The sequence below is a fragment of the Streptomyces sp. NPDC101118 genome (assembly GCF_044759445.1).
Lineage (GTDB): Bacteria > Actinomycetota > Actinomycetes > Streptomycetales > Streptomycetaceae > Streptomyces.
The window spans coordinates 181,420-200,569 of sequence record NZ_JBIVZG010000008.1 but is presented as its reverse complement, the minus strand read 5'-3'; the positions used below and the strand labels follow the sequence as shown (position 1 = coordinate 200,569).

The following is a 19,150-nucleotide window of genomic DNA, read 5'->3' as shown; positions in this document are numbered from 1 at the left end:
TCGCCTCCTCGTCTCTGGTGCGGTGGGGCCAGTCTGACGTTCATTCGCAAGTCATTGCAAGTCACCTTGCGTTCGTCGTCACTGTCATTGCAAATTATCACCATTCCCCGCTGCGTAGAAGGGAATTCAGGCGCCAGTGGTGTTGCCGAAAAGGTGAATGCAAGTTAGCTTTTCGTCATCGGTGAACATCGATCGGCCTCGCCGCCACCACTCCCGTGAGGAGCCCCCCATGTCGTCGCTACTCCGCGCCTGGCACACCGCCTGGGCCGCCTGGCACCGGCCGCTGCTGCTCTGCGCCGCCCTCATGGCGCTGCTGACGCTCGGGTGCGGCGTCGGACTGGCCGTGGACGGCCGGCAGTTGCTCGACGAGTCGGTCTGGGTCAAGCCGATGAAGTTCGGCTTCGCCTTCGCCCTCTACACCGGCACCCTCGCCTGGCTGGTCGCCAAGCTCGACCGCGGCGCGCGCCTCGGCCGGTGGACCGGCACGGTCTTCGCCCTGGCCGTGGTCGCCGAGGTCGGCGCCATCACCCTCCAGGCGGCCCGCGGCACCTTCAGCCACTTCAACGCCGACCGGACCGACCCGGTCACCACGGCCCTGGTTCCCGTCCTCACCTTCGGCGTGCTGGTCATCGTCGTCGCCCAACTCGTCGTCGGCGTGGTGGTGCTGGTCCAGCGCACCGGCGGGCCCGCCCTGAACCGGGCCATCCGCGCGGGCCTCGGCCTCGCCACCGCCGGCATGCTCATCCCCGTGTACTGGATGGCCTCCGGCATGCACCCCCGCACGGTGACCGACGCCAACGGCACGGAGGTGCCGATGTACCAGGGCCACGGCATCGGCGACCCCGACGGGCACGGCATGCCCCTCACCAACTGGAGCCTGACCGGCGGAGACTTCCGGGTCCCGCACTTCTTCGCCCTGCACGGCATCCAGGTGCTGCTCGTGCTCGCCGCGGTGCTGGCCGCCCTCGCCGCCACCCGGCCGTGGCTGCGGGCCGAGCGGGTGCGCGCCCGTCTCGTCGGCTGCGCTGCCCTCGGGTACGCGGGCCTCGTCGCGGTCGTGACCTGGCAGGCCGGCCGGGGCCAGTCCCCGGCCCACCCCGACGCCGCCACGCTGACGGCGCTCGCCGCGGTCCTGCTGGTCACGGCCGCGGGAACGGTCCGCACCGTCGTCACCGCCCGGCGCCGGGCCGCCACGGAGGACCCGGCGCCCGTGCCCGCGGACGCCTCCCACCGAGCCGGGGCGTCCCCGACGGACGGGCGGATCCTCAGCGGTCCGGCTCCCCGGTCCTGAGGCGGAGCCGGCAGATCACCAGCGCGGCGATGGCCAGGGCGACGGGCAGGGTGAAGCCGAGCCCGTACGCGCCGGCCGGTGTCAGCCCGCGGGTTCCGCCCTGGCCAGGAAGTGCCGGGCCGTGTCCTCGTACTCCGCCAGCCGCCAGCCGGTCGCTTCCAGCGCCGCGCAGGTTGTCCTCGGAGAGCAGGTCGTCCGGAGGGCCCGCAGCGCGGGCATCGCCCGCCCGGTGCCGCAGCCGAGGTCCAGCACGCGGCCGCCGGGCACCCGGGGCATGCGGGCGACGGCGGCCTCGTAGGCCGGGGTCTGGTACGCGAACCTCCGCTCCCAGTCGGCGGCCCGGCGGGTGAAGAACGCACGGGTGGCGGTGTGCTCGGCGCGGGCGGCGACCAACTCCGCGAGCCGGCCCAGCAGTCCGTCCCACCAGGGGTCCGAACCCGTGGGCTGGTCGCCGTCCGTGTGGAACCGCACGCTCCAGGCGCTGGCGCCGATCCGGAAGGCCTGCACGGGGTGGCGGGCGCAGGAGGCCGGCACGACGGCGCCGTCCCAGGCGAATGGATGCTCCTGCCTCGCATGAGCCCGCTCGTCTCAGGTCGGGCGGAACCCGGCGACCCGGACCCTGGCGCGCGAGCAGGGATCGGGCGCGGGCGGTGGCCGAACGCTCCGGGAAACCGGCGGCGTCATCGCGTGCGGATCCGGCAGCCCGTCCGCGGCCGCGTCCGGGAGCCGGCGCAGGAACAGCCTGCGGTCAGCCGCAGGGGCGGCTCATGTACAGCGCGATCTCGCCCGCCGCCGGGGTGCCGTCGTACAGGTGGGTGTCGAGCCCGCAGAACAGGAAGCCGAGGCGCCGGTAGGCCCGCACCGCGGGCACGTTGACGCTGGAGACCTCCAGCCAGAGGTGCCCGGCACCCCGCTCGCGGCCGAACTCCGCCGCGTGCTCCATCAGTGCCCGGCCGATGCCGAGGCCGCGGTGGCCCGGGGCGACCTCGATGTCCTCGACGGTCAGCCGCCGGTTCCAGGGCGCGTACCGGACCGCCACGAAGCCGCACACCCGTCCGTCCTCTCCGCCGTCGAGGGCGACGACGGTCCGGGCGTCGGCGGCGACGTCCGGGCCCAGCGACTGCTCGTCGTGCTCCTCGGGCGGGAAGACCTTGCGCACCGGCGGGTCCACGGCACGCTCGCGGATGCCGAAGCCGTCGGACGTGACGACGACGTCCAGGACGGTGTCGGTGGTGAAGGAGCCGTCCAGGGCCTCGATGGGCCCGGCGTCCCCGGGGCGCGCCACTCGGTAGGTGATCGTCACGGCACGACCGTACCCCTGCCCGGGCCGTCCACCGCGGATCCACCCGATGATCGGCTACGACCGCGGCGCGCGCCCTTGCCCGCTCGCACCCCCGCCGGGGATTCCCTCCAAGATCCCGCAGAACCCTCGCGTGTTACCCGACGGTAGGCAATGATGGCGGCAACCATCCACACGGCCGAGGTGCTGAGGTAGCGGTGACGAGTTTCGAGGAACGGCCCACGGTGCACGCCTTCCGGGACGACGCGCTGGGGGAGTACGACGCCGTCGGGCTCGCGGCGGCGATCCGGCGCGGTGAGGTCGGCGCCGCCGAGGCCGCCCGGGACGCGGCCGAGCGGGTACGGGCCGTCGACGCGCGGCTCCGCGCCGTCCAGGTGTACGCCGACGCCGCGGCGCCCGCGGCCGGAGCGGCCCCCGCCGGCGGCACGGCCGGTGCCTTCGCCGGCGTACCGACGTTCGTCAAGGACAACACCGACTACCAGGGCCTGCCCACGGGCCACGGCAGCGCGGCCTTCACCCCGCGGACCGCACGCCGGCACGCGCCCTTCGCCCGGCAGTTCCTCAGCAGCGGCGTCACGGTGCTCGGCAAGACCCGGCTGCCCGAGTTCGGCTTCAGCCCGACCACGGAGTACGAGGGCGCGGAGCCCGTACGCAACCCCTGGCACACGGGCCACTCCGCGGGCGGCTCCTCCGGCGGCAGCGCCGCCCTCGTCGCCGCCGGCGCCGTACCGATCGCGCACGCCAACGACGGCGGCGGCTCGATACGGATACCCGCGGCCTGCTGCGGGCTGGTCGGGCTCAAGCCGACCCGGGGCCGGGTGGTGCGCAACGCCCAGAGCCGCCAACTCCCGCTGGACATCGTCTCCGACGGGATCGTCAGCCGCTCCGTACGGGACTCCGCGGCCTGGCTGGCCGCCGCCGAGACCCACTGGCGCGACCCGAAGCTGCCGCCGCTGGGCCTGGTCGAGGGCCCCTCCGACCGGCCGCTGCGCATCGGCTTCCTCGTCGACTCGCCGAACGGGGTCAAGGCCGACGCCACCACCAGGGCGGCCGTCACCGAGACCGCGGCCACGCTGGAGGGCCTGGGCCACCGCGTCGAGCCCGTCGAGCTGGCCGTCGACCCCCGCTTCACCGACGACTTCCTCACCTACTGGGGACTGCTCTCCTTCCTCATCGGCGCCACCGGCCGCACCTTCGGCCCGGACTTCGACCGGCACCGCATGGACGGCCTCAGCCGGGGCCTGCGCGAGGAGTACCTGCGGCACTGGCGCGGCACCCCGGGCGTGCTGCGCCGGCTGAAGCGCACCAGGGAGGCGTACGCGGCGGCGTTCCGCGGGCTCGACCTCGTGCTCTCGCCGGTGCTCGCGCACACCACCCCCGAGATCGGGCGCCTCAGCCCGGCCGTCCCGTACCGGGAGCTGGTCGAGCGGATCCTCGCCTACGTGGCGTTCACCCCGCTCAACAACGTCGTCGGGACGCCGTCGGTCTCGGTGCCGGCCGCGCGGGCGACCGCGGACGGGCTGCCCGTCGGCGTCATGTTCTCCGGCCGCCCGGGCAGTGAACGCCTGCTGCTGGAGGTCGCGTTCGCCCTGGAGGCGGACCGCCCGTTCCGGCGCATCCAGGACGTGTGACCGGCCGGGCCGGCCGGCCGCGGGAGCGCGCGGTCAGTCGACCGGCCAGGTGTGCGCCGGGGCGTTGAGGTGCATGAACTCCATGTACTGGCAGGTCATCCGGCGCAGGGTCTCGTGGCGGTCGCGGTGCAGGGAGTCGTCCAGGTGGTGGAACGTCTCCGCCTGCCAGGTCGCCCCGTTGCGCCCCGTCACACAGCGCTGCTCGATGACGCCGAGGAGCGGCTCCCGCCAGGCCTCGTCCATGCCCGCGGCGGCCAGCCCCCGGTGCGCCAGCGGCAGCAGCCGGCGCAGCACGAGTTCGGCGGGCGGCACCTCGCCCATCCCCGGCCAGTACAGGGAGGCGTCCATGCCGTGCCGGGCGGCCGCGTGCAGGTTGTCCTCCGCGGCGGCGAACGACATGCGGGACCACACCGGGCGCTCCTCCTCGACCAGGGCCCGGGTCAGCCCGTAGTAGAAGGCGCCGTTGGCGAGCGTGTCGGCGACCGTCGGGCCGGCCGGCAGCACGCGGTTCTCCACCCGCAGGTGCGGCTTGCCGTGGGCGACGGCGTACACCGGCCGGTTCCACCGGTACACCGTCCCGTTGTGCAGCGTCAGCTCCGCCAGCTCCGGGACGTCACCCGCCTCCAGCAGCTCGTGCGGGTCCTCGTCCTCGCACAGCGGCAGCAGGGCGGGGAAGTAGCGCTGGTTCTCCTCGAAGAGGTCGAACACGCTGGTGATCCAGCGCTCCCCGAACCACACCCGGGGCCGTACACCCTGGACCTTGATCTCCTCCGGCCGGGTGTCGGTGGCCTGTTCGAACAGCGGGATCCGGGTCTCGCGCCACAGCTCCTTCCCGAACAGGAACGGCGAGTTCGCCGCCAGCGCCACCTGCACCCCGGCGATGGCCTGCGCGGCGTTCCAGTACGCGGCGAACTCCTCCGGCGCGACCTGGAGGTGGAACTGCGTGCTGGTGCACGCCGCCTCCGGGGTGATCGTGTCGGCGTACGCGCGCAGCCGCTCGATGCCGTCCAGCGCGAGCCGCAGGTCCTCGCCCCGGGCCGCGAAGACCTGCTCGTTGAGCAGGTGGTAGCGCGGGTTCTCGGAGATCGCGTGCTCGCCCACGTCCGACAGCCGCAGCGTCGGCAGGATCCCGATCATCATCAGGTGTGCGCCGACCCCGGCGGCCCGCTCCTCGGCGTGGTTCAGCGCGTCCCGGATCTCCCGCTCCCAGGAGTCCGGGCCGCCCTCGGTCAGCCGCCGCGGCGGAATGTTGATCTCCAGGTTGAACCGGCCCAGCTCGGTCGCCCACGCGGGGTCGGCGATCGCGTCCAGCACGTCCGCGTTCCGCATGGCGGGCTCGCCGGTGCCGTCCACCAGGTTCAGCTCGATCTCCAGTCCGACCTGGGGCCGCTCGTTGTCGAAGCGGGACTCCCGCAGCATGCGGGCGAGCGCGTCGAGGCAGGACTGCGTCTTGTTGCGGTAGCGGCGCCGGTCCTCCCGCGTGAACACCAGCGCCGGGACATCCCGTCCCATCGGACCTCCCGAGTCCCCCGGGCCGGGCCCGGGCACTCGTCGGCGTTCTCCCTCCAGCGTCGCACGTCGCCCGCCGCGCCGCCCGTGGCGTACCGGGCGTCCTGGACTACGCTCGAAGAACGCGCGTCCGGATGCGTGCGCCGGGCGCGTACGAGAGAAAGGACGCGCCATGTGCCGCTGGCTCGCCTACGCCGGTGCCCCCGTCCTGCTGGACGACGTCCTGTACAAGCCGGACCACTCCCTCATCGACCAGAGCCTGCACTCGAAGCTGGGCGTGGAGACCACCAACGGCGACGGCTTCGGAGTCGGCTGGTACGGAGCGAACGGCGACGCCGAGCCCGGCGTGGTCCGGGACATCGGTCCGGCCTGGAACAACCGCAACCTGCGGGAGATCGCCGCGCACGTCCGGTCGCCACTGTTCTTCGCGCACGTCCGGGCCTCGACCGGCACGGCGGTGCAGCAGACCAACTGCCACCCGTTCCGGCACGGGCGCTGGCTGTGGATGCACAACGGCGCGATCACCGACTTCCACCGGCTGCGGCGCGACCTGTGCATGGCCGTGGACCCGGCGCTGTTCGCCTCCATCGAGGGCTCCACCGACTCCGAGGTGATGTTCTACCTCGCCGTGACGTTCGGCCTGGACCAGGACGTGCCCGGTGCGGTGGCGCGGATGGCGGGCTTCGTGGAGCGGCTGGGCAAGGAGCACGGCGTGGAGTCGCCGCTCCAGATGACCATCGCGGTCTCGGACGGCGAGCGGCTGTGGGCCTTCCGGTACTCCACCCAGGGCCGCTCCCGCTCCCTCTTCTACAGCAGCCGGGCCGACGAGATCCGGCAGCTCCACCCGAACCTGGCCTTCCTGCGCCTCTCCGACACCACCCGGCTGGTCGTCTCCGAGCCGCTGGGCGACCTGCCGGGCGCCTGGAACGAGCTGCCGGAGAGCAGCTACATCATCTGCCCCACGGGGGAGGGCGAGGCGGACTACTTCCCGTTCTGGCCGGAGGACCCCTGAGGAGGGGCGGCCGGGCCGCAGGCGGGCGCCCGGGCCCCCCCCCCCCCCGGGGGCGGGGGGGGGGGGGGGGGGGCGCGCCGGAGGCCGGCTAGCCCAGGAGGCGCCGCTTCTGCTCGGCGAACTCCTCCTCGGTCAGCACGCCCTGTTCCTTGAGGGCGCCTAGCTCCTTGAGCTGGTCGATCTTGGCCGACATCTCGTCGGCCGGGGCGGCCGCGGCCGCGGCCGCGGCCGCGGGCGGGGGCGGGGGCGGCGGGGGCTGGTACGCCTGCTGGGGCGCCATCTGCGCCTGCTGCTCCTCCTCCTGCCGGGCCCAGCGGCCGGCCTGACGGCGGCTCACACGGTTGGACACCGCGGTGGCGGTGCCGGCGACGACGGCGGTGCGGGCGACGCCGCGAAGAAGTCCGGGCATGATCCTCATCTCCAGGCCGGGCCGGGGTTCACTCCCCGTCGTACGTCTCTTCCAGGGCGTCCAGCGACGCCAGCAGCGCCTGGACGGGGATCCGTCCGGCCGCGACGAGCTGCGCCCCGCCACGCCGGAGGGCACGGGCGAACGGCGCCGCCCAGGTGTTCTCGTACACGATGATCCCGGCCGAGTTCCCGGGTTCCAGTGCGCTGCCGGCCTCGTCCAGGTCGCCCTGGTCCAGGAGGCCGGACGAGGCGCCCTCGAAGACGGACAGGTCGATCTCGCCGCCCAGGTCCTGGAGCTCCACCGCGGTCACGGTGCCGTCCAGGTCCTTGCGGACGAAGACGAAGTCGAAGATGCGGATGATCCCGCGGTCCACCAGATCGACGAGGATCGGGAGTCCCTCACCCGTCATCCGGTTGCCCGGGAACTCGACCACCACGTAGTCGACCGGGCCCAGTTCCTCGATGTCACCGAAGCCCGGGGCGGTCTCGGCCTCGCTGCTCATGCGCAGCTCCTGTCGGTATTGGGTGAAATGTCATCTCATTCCAGCACGCACCCCGGGCCCCCGCACGTCCGGAATGCCTCCGCCGAAGAGCCGTCGCCAGTCTGATGAACCCACCGGCGAGGCGCCCGGCCGGGCCACCGCTCCCGTGGCACGCTGCGGCCATGACACAGGCGGATGCGGCCGGCAGGGCGGGGGGCGCGAGAGTCGTCCTGCTGACACTGGCGACGGGCCAGTTCCTGATGGCCCTCGACAGCTCGGTGATGAACGTTTCCATCGCGACGGTGGCGGAGGACGTCGGTACGACCGTGAGCGGCATGCAGGGCGCGATCACCGCGTACACCCTCGTCATGGCGATGCTCATGATCAGCGGCGGCAAGGTCGGCGCGCTCATCGGCCGCAGACGGGCCTTCATGATCGGCTGCGTCGTCTACGGGTGTGGATCCCTGCTGACCTCGCTCGCCCCCAACCTGACCGTCCTGCTGGTGGGCTGGTCGTTCCTGGAGGGCGTGGGCGCGGCCCTGATCATGCCGGCCATCGTGGCGCTCGTCGCGTCGAACTTCGACAAGGAGCAGCGCCCGGGCGCCTACGGCCTGGTCGCCGCCGCGGCTGCGGTGGCCATCGCAGTGGGCCCGCTCATCGGGGGCCTCGCCACCACCTTCTTCTCCTGGCGCTGGGTGTTCGCGGGCGAGTCCGTCCTGGTCGTCGCCATCCTGTTCCTGGCCCGCCGGTTCGCCGACGCCCCCGTGGACCGCCGCCCGCACATCGACGTACCGGGCGCGATCCTGTCCGCCGCCGGCATCGGCCTCTTCGTCTTCGCCCTGCTGCGCACCAGCGAATGGGGCTGGTTCCGGCCCAAGCCCGGGGGCCCCTCCTGGTTCACCCTCTCGCCCGTCGTCTGGCTGATGCTCGGCGGCGTGCTGCTGGTCTGGCTGTTCTTCCGCTGGGAGGCGCGGCTGGTGAAGCGCGGGGCGGAGCCGCTGGTCGACCCCGAGCTGCTGGAGAACCGCCAGCTCACCGGCGGCCTCACCATCTTCCTCTTCCAGTACCTCGTCCAGATGGGCGTGTTCTTCGTCGTCCCCCTCTACCTCTCCGTGGCGCTCGGCCTCTCCGCCCTCCACACGGGCGCGCTGATCCTGCCGCTCTCCCTCACGCTGCTCGCCGCGGCGGTCGGGATCCCGCGGTTCCTGCCGCGGGCGTCGCCGCGGCGCGTGGTGCGGTTCGGCATCCTGGTGATGTTCATCGGCGCCGTGGTCCTGATGGCGCTGCTCGACCCGGACTCCGGCCCGGAGGTCGTCACCGTCCCGATGCTCCTGATCGGCCTCGGGATCGGGGCCCTCGCCTCCCAGCTCGGCGCCGTCACCGTGTCCGCCGTGCCGGACGAGCAGAGCGCCGAGGTCGGCGGCGTCCAGAACACCGTCACCAACCTCGGCGCCTCGATCGGCACCGCCCTCGCCGGCTCGATCATGGTCGCCGTGCTGGCGGCCTCGTTCCTCGCCGCCATCGACCAGAACCCGGCGGTCCCGGCCGCGGTGAAGACCCAGGCGCACACCAGCCTCGCGGGCAGCGCCCCCTTCCTGTCGGACGCGCAGCTGCAGGACGCGCTCGACGCGGCCGGCACCGACCCGGCCGTGACGGAGGCCGCGCTGGAGGCGAACGACAGCGCCCGGATCGAAGGGCTCAAGGCGGCGCTCGGCATCCTCGCCTTCGCCGCGCTGCTCTCCCTCTTCTTCACCCAGCGGATCCCCGGGGCCCAGCCCGGCCCGGCGCGGGCGGCCGCGGACGCCCCGGCCTGACGCACGCCCGACGCCCCGCCCGGACGGCGGCGCCGTGCGCGCCGGGTCCGGGACGGGGCGTCGGAGTCCGTGCGGTCGGGCCGGGCCCTGAGGTCAGACCGGGCCGGACGGGCCGGACTGGCCGGACGGGCCGGGCGGCCCCGGCGTCAGCCGGTCGGCCGGCTCGTCCGCCCGCTCGGGGTGGGTGTCCGCGGCGAGGAACTCCGCCACCGCGAGCGCGAAGAGCAGGGCCAGCGCCAGCCCCACGACCACCCAGCCCGTCGGGTAGGACCACAGGACGTAGACCAGGGCGGCCACCGCCACCAGGCCCCAGGTGATCCAGGTGCGGTGCCGACGGACGAAGGGGCCCACGGGGCCGGTGCGCAGGCCCAGGCGGTCGGCTGCGGCCCGGGTGGAGGTGATGCCGGAGTGCCACAGCGAGCGGGCCGCCGTCGCGTACCGGCCGGGGCCGGAGAGCCAGGCCGCGAGGGCCACCACCACGCCGAGGACCACGACCATGCGGATCGTCGTGCGCAGCAGGCGGATCATCGCGTCGTACACCGAGCCGGCGGCCGGCTGGGACACCGTGTCCGGCAGCGCGTTCAGGTAGACGGTGCGGAAGACGGTCAGGATGACGCCCAGGACCAGGGCGGCGAACGCGAGGCCCAGCGCCCCCGCCACCAGGGTGCGGCGGCGGTGGACGGAGGTGAGGATGCCGGCGACGACCAGCAGCACGGCCACGATCGGCAGCCAGACGCCGGCGAGCTCCAGCAGCCGGAAGCCGGTCTTGACCCGGCCGATGTCCTCGGACTGCACGACGGTGAAGTCGGTGTGGATCTCGGGGATCTTCGCCGCGACGTTCATCCCGGAGTCCACCAGGCGTTGTTTGACCTCTTCGACGACCGGCGCCAGGTCCACCGTCACCGTGTCGTTCTTGATCTCCACGGCGCCGTCGCCGCTGCCGGTCAGCGCGCGGACCACGGAGGTGTGGATCCTGCGGTTGGCGTTGGTCCAGATGTTCTCGAAGGCGTCCGACGCGACGACGTCCCGTGCCTTCTCCTTCACGAAACTGGCGACCGCGTCCTCCAGCGAGCCGCCCAGCTTGCCCAGCGCCTTCTCCAGCAGCGGCCGGTCCTCGGGGGCCGCGTCCGTGAGCAGCGTGGCGAGGTCGAGCCGTTCCTTCACGGCGTTGGTGACCCGGTTCGCCACGGCCTCCTGGACGTCCGGGTCGGAGGCGAGCGGCGCGACCGTGGAGACGTACCGGTCGGTGTTCCCCACGATCTGGGAGGTCCACGCGGCGACGATGCCCAGCGGGGCCAGTACGCACCCGATGACGATCAGCAGCGTGGACAGCAGCGCCCGCATCCGGTGGTGCTCGCGCGGTGGCCGCTGCGCGGTCGCCTGCTCGGCCTCCAGGGCCGCGATCCTGGCCCGGAGTGCGGCGATCTCACCCGCGCTTTCGTCACCCTGACCCTGCACGGCTGACCTCCTACGGCGTCGGGGCACGGGAGCCGCAGGGGCGGCCCACGTGCCCCACAGCCTGCCGCCGGCCCACGCCGGCGGCACGCGGTGCGCGGCCGACCGGATGACGGCGGGCCGCCCGGGCCGCGCACCCGGGCCGCCGCCGGTCACCGGCCGGCCACGGGCATGGCGGGCGCCACGGCGGGCAGCCGCAGGCCATCAGGACCATCCAGGGGGCACAGGAGCCAGCCATGTCCACCGACGCCATCGTGATGCTGAGGGACGACCACAAGCAGATCAGGAAGCTCATCCGCGCCTGCCGTGCCCCGGCGGGCGGCCAGGACGCACCCGCCGGCACGGACACCGCGCAGACCGACGGCGGTCCCCCGGCCGAGGCCGTCCGGGAACTCCTCCACCTGCTGACCGTCCACACCTACCTGGAGGACGAGGTCATGTACCCGCGGACGCGCCGGCTGGTACCGGAGACCGGCGGGACCGTGCTCCGGTTCCACGAGGAGCACCACGTCGCGGACGTCCTGGCCGGCGAGCTGGAGGCCATGGACAGCCGGGACGAGGGATACGCGGCGAAGGCCGCCGTCCTGATGGACGCCGTGGAACGGCACATGAAGGCCGAGGAGGAGGGCTGGTTCCCCCAGGTCCGCGCCGCCGTGGGCCGCAAGGAACTCCAGGCCATCGGCGCCCGCATGGCCGAGCTGCGCGAGCTGGCCCCGCAGCGGCCCCGCCGGACGCTGCTGCGGAAGGTCGCCGACGCGCTGTCCGCGGCATGAGCCCCGGCCCGGTGGGGGCCGCCGGACCACCGGAACGGGCGGAAAGGGCTGCCCGCCCGTCCGCGGCCCGGCGGCCCCCACCGGGCCGGTCCTCCCCGTCCGGACGCGCGCGCCGCCGCATCCCCCCGGCGGTTCAGCCCTCGACGCCCGTGGCCGAGTGCGCCGCGCCCACGGGCTTGGACTCCGGGGAGCCGCGCTGCCGGAGGTAGACGGAGAGGACCGCCATCGCCGCGACCGCGAGCAGTTCGGACTGCCAGTTCTGCAGCGAGCGGTTCCAGAAGTCGGCCGAGGCCAGGTACGCACCCCAGCCCACCGGCTCCTCCAGCTGCCGCAGCTGCTGCTCGTCGTACGCAGCGACGCCCGTGATGGACTGCGCCAGCCACGAGAGCAGGAACAAACAGGCCATGACGGAGCCGAGCGAGTGGGCGTACAGAGCCTGGCGCCAGCCGCCGCGGCCCGCCCAGCGCGGCGACTCCGGCCGGGCGTGCTCACCCATGCGCTGCTCGCGCTCGCTCTCCGGCCCGGCCTTGTGCAGCTCCTTCGACTCGGGCGAGCCCCGCTGGAGCAGCCAGACCGTGCCGAAGATGTAGAGGAAGAACTGGAGGAACTCCGACTGCCAGTTCTCGGTCACGTCCACGGCGAAGTCCGAGGACATCAGGTACTCGCCGAGGCCGAGCTGCTGGAGACCGTCCACGGCGAGCGCCTCGTTGAACTCGGCGTGCCCGGCGAGCGCCTGGCCGGCCAGGACCACGAGGAACGCGGAACCGAACACCAGGGTCAGGCTGTTGTCGTGCCAGAAGCCCCGGCGCCGGCCGCGCCCGCCGTCCGCGGGGCTCACCGGTGCATCACCCCGATGGCCATGAAGTAGCCGAGCCCGCCGACGATGACGACCAGGCAGGCGACGAACAGTGCGCGCACCTCAGGCCCCTTCCACCGTGCACCGGTACGGGAGGTCCCGGCGCGGCTCGCACCCCGCGGCCACCACCTTCCAGCCGCCGCGGAACTGCGAGAGGAACAGCGTGTCGGCCGTCAGCCGCAGCAGCGCCTGGCGCCCGTACACCTCCGTGCCGTGCACCGCGCCGCCGCGCGGCAGGTCCTGGTCGCCCAGGGCGGCGGCGCAAGGCCGCTCCTCCTGCTCCTCCAGCCGCTCGCGCGTGACCGGGGCGAGCAGCGCGCAGGCGGTGGCGTGGTCACCGGAGGCCAGCGCGCGCTCGAAGGCGGCCCCGACCTCCCGGGCCGCGTCCTGCCGGGAGGCGGGCGCCCCGCACCCGGACAGCAGCACGGCCGCCGCGGCGCAGACGAGCACGGGCCCCGCGGGGCGTGCGTGACGCGCGGCCCGGGGCGGCGGCGCCCCTGGGGTGGTGTCCATCGGCTGCTCCTCGGCCGGGCACCGGCGACGGGCCGCCGGCGTTCGCCGGAGTGTTCCCGGCGACCGCCCGGTCCAGCCGTGCCGGACCGGAAATCCACCCGCCGGCCGCACCCGGCCCGGTCCGGAGGACAGGCCTCAGGGGCGGTCCTCCTCGAAGCGGCGGAGCAGGTCCGCCGCGACGCTCACCGCGATCGTCGCGGGTTCCTTGCCGGTGATTCCCGCGATCCCGATCGGTGTCCTGATCCGGTCGATCGCCTCGGCGTCGTGGCCGCCCTCGGTGGCCAGCCGCTGCCGGAACCGCGCCCACTTGGCGGCCGAGCCGATCAGCCCGACCGAGCCGAGACCCTCCGTGCGCAGGGCGGCGTCGCAGAGCGCGGCGTCCTCCGCGTGGTCGTGCGTCATGATCAGGACGTGGGTGCCGGCCGGCAGTTCCTCCAGCACCTCCTCCGGGAGCAGCGGGGTGTGGTGCACCCTGACCTGCGCCACCGCGTCCGCGAGGACGCCGAGCCGCTCCTCGGCGAGCATGTCCGCGCGGGAGTCGACCAGGTGCAGGTCGAGGTCGTGGCGGGCCAGGATGCGGGCCAGCTCCAGTCCCACGTGCCCGACGCCGAAGACCGCCACCGCCGGGACCGTCGGCAGTGGTTCGAGCAGCACACCGACGGCGCCGCCGCAGCACTGCACGCCGTGCGGGCCGGTGACCTTGTCGTTCAGGGCGAAGTCCAGCAGCTCCGGCTCCGGGCCGGGCGTGCCGATCAGGTCCCGGGCCCGGTCGATCACGACGGCCTCGATGTTGCCGCCGCCGATCGAACCCCAGGTCCCGGTCCGGCCCACGACGAGCTTGGCCCCCGCCTTGCGGGGCGCGTGGCCGCGCACGGTCGCGACGGTCGCGAGCACGCCGGGTTCCCGGCGCGCCCGCAACCGCGCGACCGCGGCCACCCAGGTGGTGTCAGGCATGGCTCAGGGCGCCGGTGTCCGTCCGGGCCACCGAGCCGTCGCCCGGGGCACCGCCGCCGTCGGCCCGCGCACCGCCGGCGCGGGCCGCCTCGACCGCCCAGTACACCGCCTCGGGCGTCGCGGGGGAGGCGAGCTCGACGCAGACACCCTCGGGCCCGAAGGCGGCGGCGGCCTGCCGCAGCGCCTCGCGCACCGAGAACGCCAGCATCAGCGGGGGCTCGCCCACCGCCTTGGAGCCGTAGACCGCGCCCTCCTCGGTGGCGTTCTGCAGCAGCCGTACGCGGAACTCCTCGGGCATCTCGGAGAAGCTCGGCAGCTTGTACGTGCTGGCCGCCTGGGTCAGCAGCCGGCCGCGGTTCGGGCCGTCCCCCGTGTCCCAGCGCAGGTCCTCCAGCGTCAGCCAGCCGGCGCCCTGCACGAAGCCGCCCTCGACCTGCCCGACGTCGATCATCGGGGACAGGCTGTCGCCGACGTCGTGCACGATGTCCACCCGCCGGATGCGGTACGCGCCGGTGAACCCGTCCACCTCCACCTCGGCGGCGGCGGCGCCGTACGCGAAGTACTTGAACGGCGAGCCGCGGAAGGCCTTGGCGTCCCAGTGCAGGCCCTCGGTCCGGTAGAAGCCGGCCGCCGACAGCTGGACCCGCTGGAAGTACGCGGTGCGCACCAGGTCGTCCCAGGCCAGCTCCCGGTCGCCGCCCAGGACGCGCGCGACGCCCTCGGTGATGCGTACGTCGGACGCGTTGGCGCCGAGCTGGGTGCCGGCCACCCGCAGCAGCCTTTCCAGCAGCTGCTCGCAGGCGTTCTTCACCGCCGCGCCGTTCAGGTCGGTGCCCGCGCTGGCCGCGGTGGCGGAGGTGTTGGGCACCTTGTCGGTCCGGGTCGGGGCCAGCCGCACCTTGCGCAGGGGGATGCCCAGCGTGGTCGCGGCCACCTGCAGCATCTTCGTGTGCAGGCCCTGGCCCATCTCCGTGCCGCCGTGGTTGATCAGGACCGAGCCGTCCTTGTAGATGAGCACCAGCGCGCCGCCCTGGTTGAAGGCGGTCAGGTTGAACGAGATGCCGAACTTGATGCCGGTGACCGCGAGCGCCCGCTTGGTGTGCGGGTGCGCGGCGTTGAAGGCCGCGATCTCCCGCTGCCGGTCGGCGAGGCCGGCGTCCTGCCGTACCTGCTCCCAGACGACGGAGATCCGCTCGGCCTGGGTGACCGGCTGCCCGTACGGGGTGGTCTGGCCCTGCCCCGGCCGGTAGAAGTTCCGCTCCCGCAGCTCCATCGGGTCCAGGCCGAGCAGCGGCGCGCACCGGCCCAGGATGTCCTCGATCACCAGCATGCCCTGGGGCCCGCCGAACCCGCGGAAGGCGGTGTTGGAGACCTTGTTGGTCCGGGCGATGCGCCCGGCGACGCGGGCGTTCGGGATCCAGTACGTGTTGTCGATGTGGCACAGCGCGCGGGCCACCACCGGCTCCGACAGGTCCAGGCTCCAGCCGCCGTCCGCGGTCAGCGTGGCGTCCAGGGCCTGGATGCGGCCCTCGGCGTCGAAGCCGATCCGCCACTCGGCGTGGAAGCCGTGGCGCTTGCCGGACATGGTCAGGTCCTGGGTGCGGTTGAGCCGTACCCGGACCGGCCGGCCGGTCAGCCGGGCGCCGAGCGCGGCGACGGCCGCGAACCCGTGCGGCTGCATCTCCTTGCCGCCGAAGCCGCCGCCCATGCGCAGGCACTGCACGGTCACCTCGTGGCTGTGCAGGCCCAGTACGTGCGCCACGATCTCCTGGGTCTCCGACGGGTGCTGGGTGCTGCTCTGGACGAACACCTGCCCGTTCTCGTCGATCAGGGCGAGTGCCGCGTGCGTCTCCAGGTAGAAGTGCTCCTGGTCGGAGAACAGGAACTCGCCGGTGAACACGTGCGCGGAGTCGGCGAAACCGGCCGTCACGTCGCCGGACTCCATCACGGGCCGGGCGCCGTGGAAGCTGCCCGCGGCGATGGCGTCCGGCAGCGTGAGGACGGAGGGCCGTTCGTCGAGCTCCACCTCCACGGCCTCCGCCCCGAGCCGCGCCGCCTCCAGCGTCTCGCCCAGCACCCAGGCGACCGCGTGGCCGTGGAACATGACCTCGTCGGGGAAGAGCGGCTCGTCGTGCTTCATGCCCGCGTCGTTGACGCCCGGCACGTCGGCGCCGGTCAGCACGCGGACCACGCCGGGCACGGCGAGCGCGGGCGCGGTGCGCAGCGCGGTGATCCGGCCGTGGGCCTTCATGACCTGTACCGGGTAGGCGTGCAGCACGTCCTTCGTGCGGTGGACCAGGTCGTCCGTGTACAGCGCGGCGCCGGTCACGTGCAGGTGCGCGCTCTCGTGCGGCATCGACACGCCCACGACGGGCTTCTCGGGACGCTCGGACAGTCGGCTCATGACGTCACCGCCTCGGTGGTCTGCGCGTACAGCTTCAACAGGCTCTGGCCGAGCATCGCGGAGCGGTAGCCCGCGCTGGCCCGGTGGTCGTCCATCGGGGTGCCCTCGGTGCGCAGCACCCCGGCCGCGGCGCCGACGGTCTCCGCCGACCAGGGCCGGCCCTCCAGGGCCGCCTCGGCGGCCAGGGCGCGGAGGGGGGTGGCGGCGACACCGCCCAGGCCGATGCGGGCCCTGCGGACGGTGCCGTCCTCGATGTCCAGCGCGAACGCGACGGCCACGCTGGAGATGTCGTCGAAACGCCGCTTCGCGATCTTGTGGAACGCGGTCACCGGAGCGAGCGGCAGCGGGATCCGCACGGCGCGGATCAGCTCCCCGGGCCGGCGTACGCTCTGCCGGTAGCCGGTGAAGTAGTCGCGGAGCGGCACCTCGCGCTCGCCGTCGGCGCCGGCCAGCACCAGCGACGCGTCCAGCGCGAGCAGCGCCGGCGGGGTGTCGCCGATGGGGGAGCCGGTGCCCAGGTTGCCGCCCAGGGTCGCGCTGTTGCGGATCAGCCGGGACGCGAACTGCGGGAACACCTGCGCCAGCAGCGGGATGCGTCCGTCGAGGCGCCGTTCCAGTTCGGTGAGGGTCAGGGCCGCGCCGATCTCCACGTGGCCGGACGCGAAGCGCAGCTCCCGGAGTTCGGCCAGCCGGTCGACGGCCACCACACAACTCGCGCGCCGGGAGCGGATGTTCACCTCCACTCCCCAGTCGGTGCTGCCCGCCACCACCACGGCCTCGGGACGCTCGCCCAGCAGGCGCAGCGCCTCCGCGAGGGTTGCGGGACGCAGGAACGCGCTGCCGCCCCCGGCGTACGCGGTGGCGGCCGGGGCGGGCGGCGCCTGCTCGCGGCGCCGCGCCAGCGGGTCGTCCTCGGCCGGCTCGCCGACGGCGAACGCGGCGTCGCGGATGGGCCGGTAGCCGGTGCAGCGGCAGAGGTTGCCGCTCAGCGCGTGCAGGTCGAAGCCGTTCGGGCCGTGCTCGGGGTCCGTACCGCCGGCCGGGTCCGGGGAGCCGGCCGGGTCCGTGCCGCCCGCCGGGTCCGTGCCGGCGGCGGGCGCCGCGTGGCCGCAGCGGCCGGGCCGGTAGAACTCGGCGGCCATGCTGCAGACGAACCCCGGCGTGCAGTAGCCGCACTGGGAGCCGCCGCGCACGGCCAGCTCCTCCTGTACGGGGTGCAGCGTGGGCGGCGTACCGCCCTCACCGCCCGTGGCCAGGCCCTCCGAGGTGACGACCTCCTGGCCGTCGAGCGCCGCGGCCGGCACCAGGCAGGCGTTGACCGCCACCCAGTCCGTGGGCTTGTCCACACCGGGCCGGGCCACCAGCACCGAGCAGGCGCCGCACTCGCCCTCGGCGCAGCCCTCCTTGGTGCCGGTCAGGCCGCGCTCGCGCAGGAAGTCCAGCAGCGTGGTGTGGGGAGCGGCGGGGGCGAGGGGGGCCTCCGCCCCGTTGACCGTGATCCGCGCCGCGGTCATCGCACGGCCTCGTCTCGGTGAGCGTTCGTACGGTGGGTTCTGGTCGCCATGGCAGCAGCCTTCTGTTTCGGGTGGCGCAGCTCGAGGACCCGGCGCGCGCTCAGCACGCAACGACGTGCCGCAGCCGGGTGGGGGAAATCAGAGAGGATCAGAGAACACGAAAGGGCCCGGGCCCGTTGTCGGGCACACCGGGAGAGGGGGACTGCTCAGCAGCCGTGCGCTACACGGCCCGGAGTCCAGGCGGTCTCGTGAGCCGGGCGGGGCGCAGGGAAGATGACCGGCATCCGACGCCGCCCCCTTCCGTCAACTCACGAACCAGTGCGCCCGAAGCTACGTCGCCGCAGGTCCGCAGGTCAAGCCCCGCCGGGACCCGGCGCCGGGCGGGACGGAGGGCCGACGGGTAGCGTGGGGGCGGGGGAGGGCCGAGACGACCCGTCGGCAACGGAAGGACGGACTCCGCAGTGCCTTCCCGCGACCAGGACCACGGCACCCCGGACGCCCGCCCGCGCGGCCGGTGGCGCGGTTCCCTCGGCACCTGGCCCGCGGTCGCGCTCACCGTGGCCGTGCTCGCCGCCGCCAACGTCCTCATCCACCAGTGGTCCGGTGCGGCCGCCCTGCTGACGTCCGTCGTCGGGGCCGGCCTGCTGCTCGGCGTGCTCTTCCTGGCCGGCGGCACCCTGGCCGACGCGGGACTGGCGCCCGGCACACTGGGCCGCGGCGCCCGCTGGGCGCTGGCGCTGGTCGGCCTGGTCGGCGCCGTCTACCTGATCGGGGCGCTGCTGCCGGCCACCAGGCCGCTGTTCGAGGACCGGCGGTACGCGGACCTGGACGCCGGCCAACTGGCGCTCCGCGTACTGGTGCTGGTCCCCCTCGGCACCGTCCTGCTGGAGGAGACCGCGTTCCGCGGGGTGCTGTACGGGCTGGTCGCCCGGGCCCGGGGCACCGGGTGGGCGACGGCCGTGTCGAGCGTGCTGTTCGGCCTGTGGCACGTACTGCCCTCGCTGCGCCTGTCGACGGCGAAGCCCGCGCTCGACCCGGTGTTCGGCGACTCGGCGTTCGGGGCCGGGCTGGCGGTCGCGGGCGCCGTGCTGTTCACGGCGGCCGCCGGCGTCCTGTTCTGCGAACTGCGGCGCCGCAGCGGCAGTCTCCTGGCCCCGATGGGGCTGCACTGGGCGGTCAACGCGCTCGGCTACCTCTTCGGCTTCGTGCTGCGCTGACCGCCCCGCGGGGCCCG

At 74.1% G+C, this 19,150-nt stretch carries 17 protein-coding genes; 6 read left to right on the top strand and 11 right to left on the bottom strand.

Annotated features, from left to right (window positions below; translation table 11 throughout):
• The first annotated feature begins 229 nt into the window (after positions 1 to 229).
• Positions 230 to 1,291 (top strand): hypothetical protein, encoded by a 1,062-nt coding sequence (locus ACIQUQ_RS16285; protein WP_403976066.1) that lies wholly within the window; start codon positions 230 to 232, stop codon positions 1,289 to 1,291.
• Positions 1,292 to 1,372: 81 nt separating this feature from the next.
• On the opposite strand, the gene ACIQUQ_RS16280 is transcribed toward ACIQUQ_RS16285, so the two are convergent.
• Both ACIQUQ_RS16280 and ACIQUQ_RS16275 read right to left on the bottom strand, forming a co-directional pair.
• The gene (locus tag ACIQUQ_RS16280) at positions 1,373 to 1,825 is read right to left on the bottom strand and encodes a hypothetical protein (protein ID WP_403976064.1); all 453 of its coding nucleotides are present in this window, start codon (positions 1,823 to 1,825) and stop codon (positions 1,373 to 1,375) included.
• Positions 1,826 to 2,039: 214 nt separating this feature from the next.
• Entirely contained in the window at positions 2,040 to 2,594 is a 555-nt protein-coding gene (locus ACIQUQ_RS16275) for a GNAT family N-acetyltransferase (protein WP_403976061.1), read from the bottom strand.
• Between the two features lie 194 nt (positions 2,595 to 2,788).
• Between ACIQUQ_RS16275 and ACIQUQ_RS16270 the strand changes: the two genes are divergently transcribed.
• A complete protein-coding gene (locus tag ACIQUQ_RS16270; RefSeq protein ID WP_403976058.1) occupies positions 2,789 to 4,222 on the top strand; it encodes an amidase in 1,434 nt (477 codons plus the stop codon).
• A gap of 33 nt (positions 4,223 to 4,255) precedes the next feature.
• On the opposite strand, the gene ACIQUQ_RS16265 is transcribed toward ACIQUQ_RS16270, so the two are convergent.
• Positions 4,256 to 5,734: a glutamate--cysteine ligase gene (locus ACIQUQ_RS16265; protein ID WP_403976055.1), complete on the bottom strand. Its 1,479-nt coding sequence runs from the start codon at positions 5,732 to 5,734 to the stop codon at positions 4,256 to 4,258.
• Between the two features lie 169 nt (positions 5,735 to 5,903).
• On the opposite strand from ACIQUQ_RS16265, the gene ACIQUQ_RS16260 reads away from it, so the two are divergent.
• A complete protein-coding gene (locus tag ACIQUQ_RS16260) occupies positions 5,904 to 6,743 on the top strand; it encodes a class II glutamine amidotransferase (RefSeq protein ID WP_403976052.1) in 840 nt (279 codons plus the stop codon).
• An 88-nt stretch (positions 6,744 to 6,831) separates the two neighbouring features.
• Here ACIQUQ_RS16260 and ACIQUQ_RS16255 read toward each other — a convergent pair whose 3' ends face one another.
• Positions 6,832 to 7,152 carry an SHOCT domain-containing protein gene (locus tag ACIQUQ_RS16255; RefSeq protein ID WP_403976050.1) on the bottom strand — a complete coding sequence of 107 codons (321 nt, stop codon included), beginning with the start codon at positions 7,150 to 7,152 and terminating at the stop codon, positions 6,832 to 6,834.
• 28 nt (positions 7,153 to 7,180) lie between these two features.
• Positions 7,181 to 7,654: a DUF6325 family protein gene (locus tag ACIQUQ_RS16250; protein WP_403976047.1), complete on the bottom strand. Its 474-nt coding sequence runs from the start codon at positions 7,652 to 7,654 to the stop codon at positions 7,181 to 7,183.
• A 161-nt stretch (positions 7,655 to 7,815) separates the two neighbouring features.
• Here ACIQUQ_RS16250 and ACIQUQ_RS16245 point away from each other — a divergent pair, with 161 nt between their 5' ends.
• Positions 7,816 to 9,447 carry an MFS transporter gene (locus tag ACIQUQ_RS16245; RefSeq protein WP_403976045.1) on the top strand — a complete coding sequence of 544 codons (1,632 nt, stop codon included), beginning with the start codon at positions 7,816 to 7,818 and terminating at the stop codon, positions 9,445 to 9,447.
• A 93-nt stretch (positions 9,448 to 9,540) separates the two neighbouring features.
• Here the strand turns inward: ACIQUQ_RS16245 and ACIQUQ_RS16240 are convergent, their stop codons facing one another.
• Positions 9,541 to 10,905, bottom strand: coding sequence for a hypothetical protein (locus ACIQUQ_RS16240; RefSeq protein WP_403976042.1), 1,365 nt, complete (start codon positions 10,903 to 10,905; stop codon positions 9,541 to 9,543).
• A gap of 233 nt (positions 10,906 to 11,138) precedes the next feature.
• On the opposite strand from ACIQUQ_RS16240, the gene ACIQUQ_RS16235 reads away from it, so the two are divergent.
• Complete coding sequence (locus ACIQUQ_RS16235) at positions 11,139 to 11,675, top strand: hemerythrin domain-containing protein (RefSeq protein ID WP_403976040.1); 537 nt, start codon at positions 11,139 to 11,141, stop codon at positions 11,673 to 11,675.
• 133 nt (positions 11,676 to 11,808) lie between these two features.
• Here ACIQUQ_RS16235 and ACIQUQ_RS16230 read toward each other — a convergent pair whose 3' ends face one another.
• From ACIQUQ_RS16230 to ACIQUQ_RS16210, 5 genes are all read right to left on the bottom strand, one after another.
• On the bottom strand, positions 11,809 to 12,513 hold the full coding sequence (locus ACIQUQ_RS16230) for a DUF6766 family protein (RefSeq protein WP_403976038.1): 705 nt from the start codon (positions 12,511 to 12,513) through the stop codon (positions 11,809 to 11,811).
• Between the two features lie 81 nt (positions 12,514 to 12,594).
• Positions 12,595 to 13,044 (bottom strand): hypothetical protein, encoded by a 450-nt coding sequence (locus tag ACIQUQ_RS16225; protein ID WP_403976035.1) that lies wholly within the window; start codon positions 13,042 to 13,044, stop codon positions 12,595 to 12,597.
• A 135-nt stretch (positions 13,045 to 13,179) separates the two neighbouring features.
• Entirely contained in the window at positions 13,180 to 13,998 is an 819-nt protein-coding gene (gene xdhC, locus ACIQUQ_RS16220) for a xanthine dehydrogenase accessory protein XdhC (RefSeq protein WP_403976032.1), read from the bottom strand.
• Positions 13,991 to 16,402 carry a xanthine dehydrogenase molybdopterin binding subunit gene (gene xdhB / locus ACIQUQ_RS16215; protein ID WP_403976029.1) on the bottom strand — a complete coding sequence of 804 codons (2,412 nt, stop codon included), beginning with the start codon at positions 16,400 to 16,402 and terminating at the stop codon, positions 13,991 to 13,993. The genes xdhC and xdhB overlap by 8 nt, the downstream gene beginning before the upstream one ends.
• The gene (locus ACIQUQ_RS16210) at positions 16,399 to 17,916 is read right to left on the bottom strand and encodes a xanthine dehydrogenase small subunit (protein ID WP_403976027.1); all 1,518 of its coding nucleotides are present in this window, start codon (positions 17,914 to 17,916) and stop codon (positions 16,399 to 16,401) included. The genes xdhB and ACIQUQ_RS16210 overlap by 4 nt, the downstream gene beginning before the upstream one ends.
• A 461-nt stretch (positions 17,917 to 18,377) precedes the next feature.
• Between ACIQUQ_RS16210 and ACIQUQ_RS16205 the strand changes: the two genes are divergently transcribed.
• Positions 18,378 to 19,133, top strand: coding sequence for a lysostaphin resistance A-like protein (locus tag ACIQUQ_RS16205; RefSeq protein WP_403976025.1), 756 nt, complete (start codon positions 18,378 to 18,380; stop codon positions 19,131 to 19,133).
• The last annotated feature ends 17 nt before the right edge of the window (positions 19,134 to 19,150 follow it).

Coding starts and splice junctions, on each gene's coding strand:
- ACIQUQ_RS16285 (WP_403976066.1), top strand. CDS start 230: ATGTCGTCGCTACTCCGCGCCTGGCACACCGCCTGGGCCGCCTGGCAC.
- ACIQUQ_RS16265 (WP_403976055.1), bottom strand. CDS start 5,734: ATGGGACGGGATGTCCCGGCGCTGGTGTTCACGCGGGAGGACCGGCGC.
- ACIQUQ_RS16260 (WP_403976052.1), top strand. CDS start 5,904: ATGTGCCGCTGGCTCGCCTACGCCGGTGCCCCCGTCCTGCTGGACGAC.
- ACIQUQ_RS16255 (WP_403976050.1), bottom strand. CDS start 7,152: ATGCCCGGACTTCTTCGCGGCGTCGCCCGCACCGCCGTCGTCGCCGGC.
- ACIQUQ_RS16250 (WP_403976047.1), bottom strand. CDS start 7,654: ATGAGCAGCGAGGCCGAGACCGCCCCGGGCTTCGGTGACATCGAGGAA.
- ACIQUQ_RS16245 (WP_403976045.1), top strand. CDS start 7,816: ATGACACAGGCGGATGCGGCCGGCAGGGCGGGGGGCGCGAGAGTCGTC.
- ACIQUQ_RS16235 (WP_403976040.1), top strand. CDS start 11,139: ATGTCCACCGACGCCATCGTGATGCTGAGGGACGACCACAAGCAGATC.
- ACIQUQ_RS16225 (WP_403976035.1), bottom strand. CDS start 13,044: ATGGACACCACCCCAGGGGCGCCGCCGCCCCGGGCCGCGCGTCACGCA.
- xdhC (WP_403976032.1), bottom strand. CDS start 13,998: ATGCCTGACACCACCTGGGTGGCCGCGGTCGCGCGGTTGCGGGCGCGC.
- xdhB (WP_403976029.1), bottom strand. CDS start 16,402: ATGAGCCGACTGTCCGAGCGTCCCGAGAAGCCCGTCGTGGGCGTGTCG.
- ACIQUQ_RS16210 (WP_403976027.1), bottom strand. CDS start 17,916: ATGACCGCGGCGCGGATCACGGTCAACGGGGCGGAGGCCCCCCTCGCC.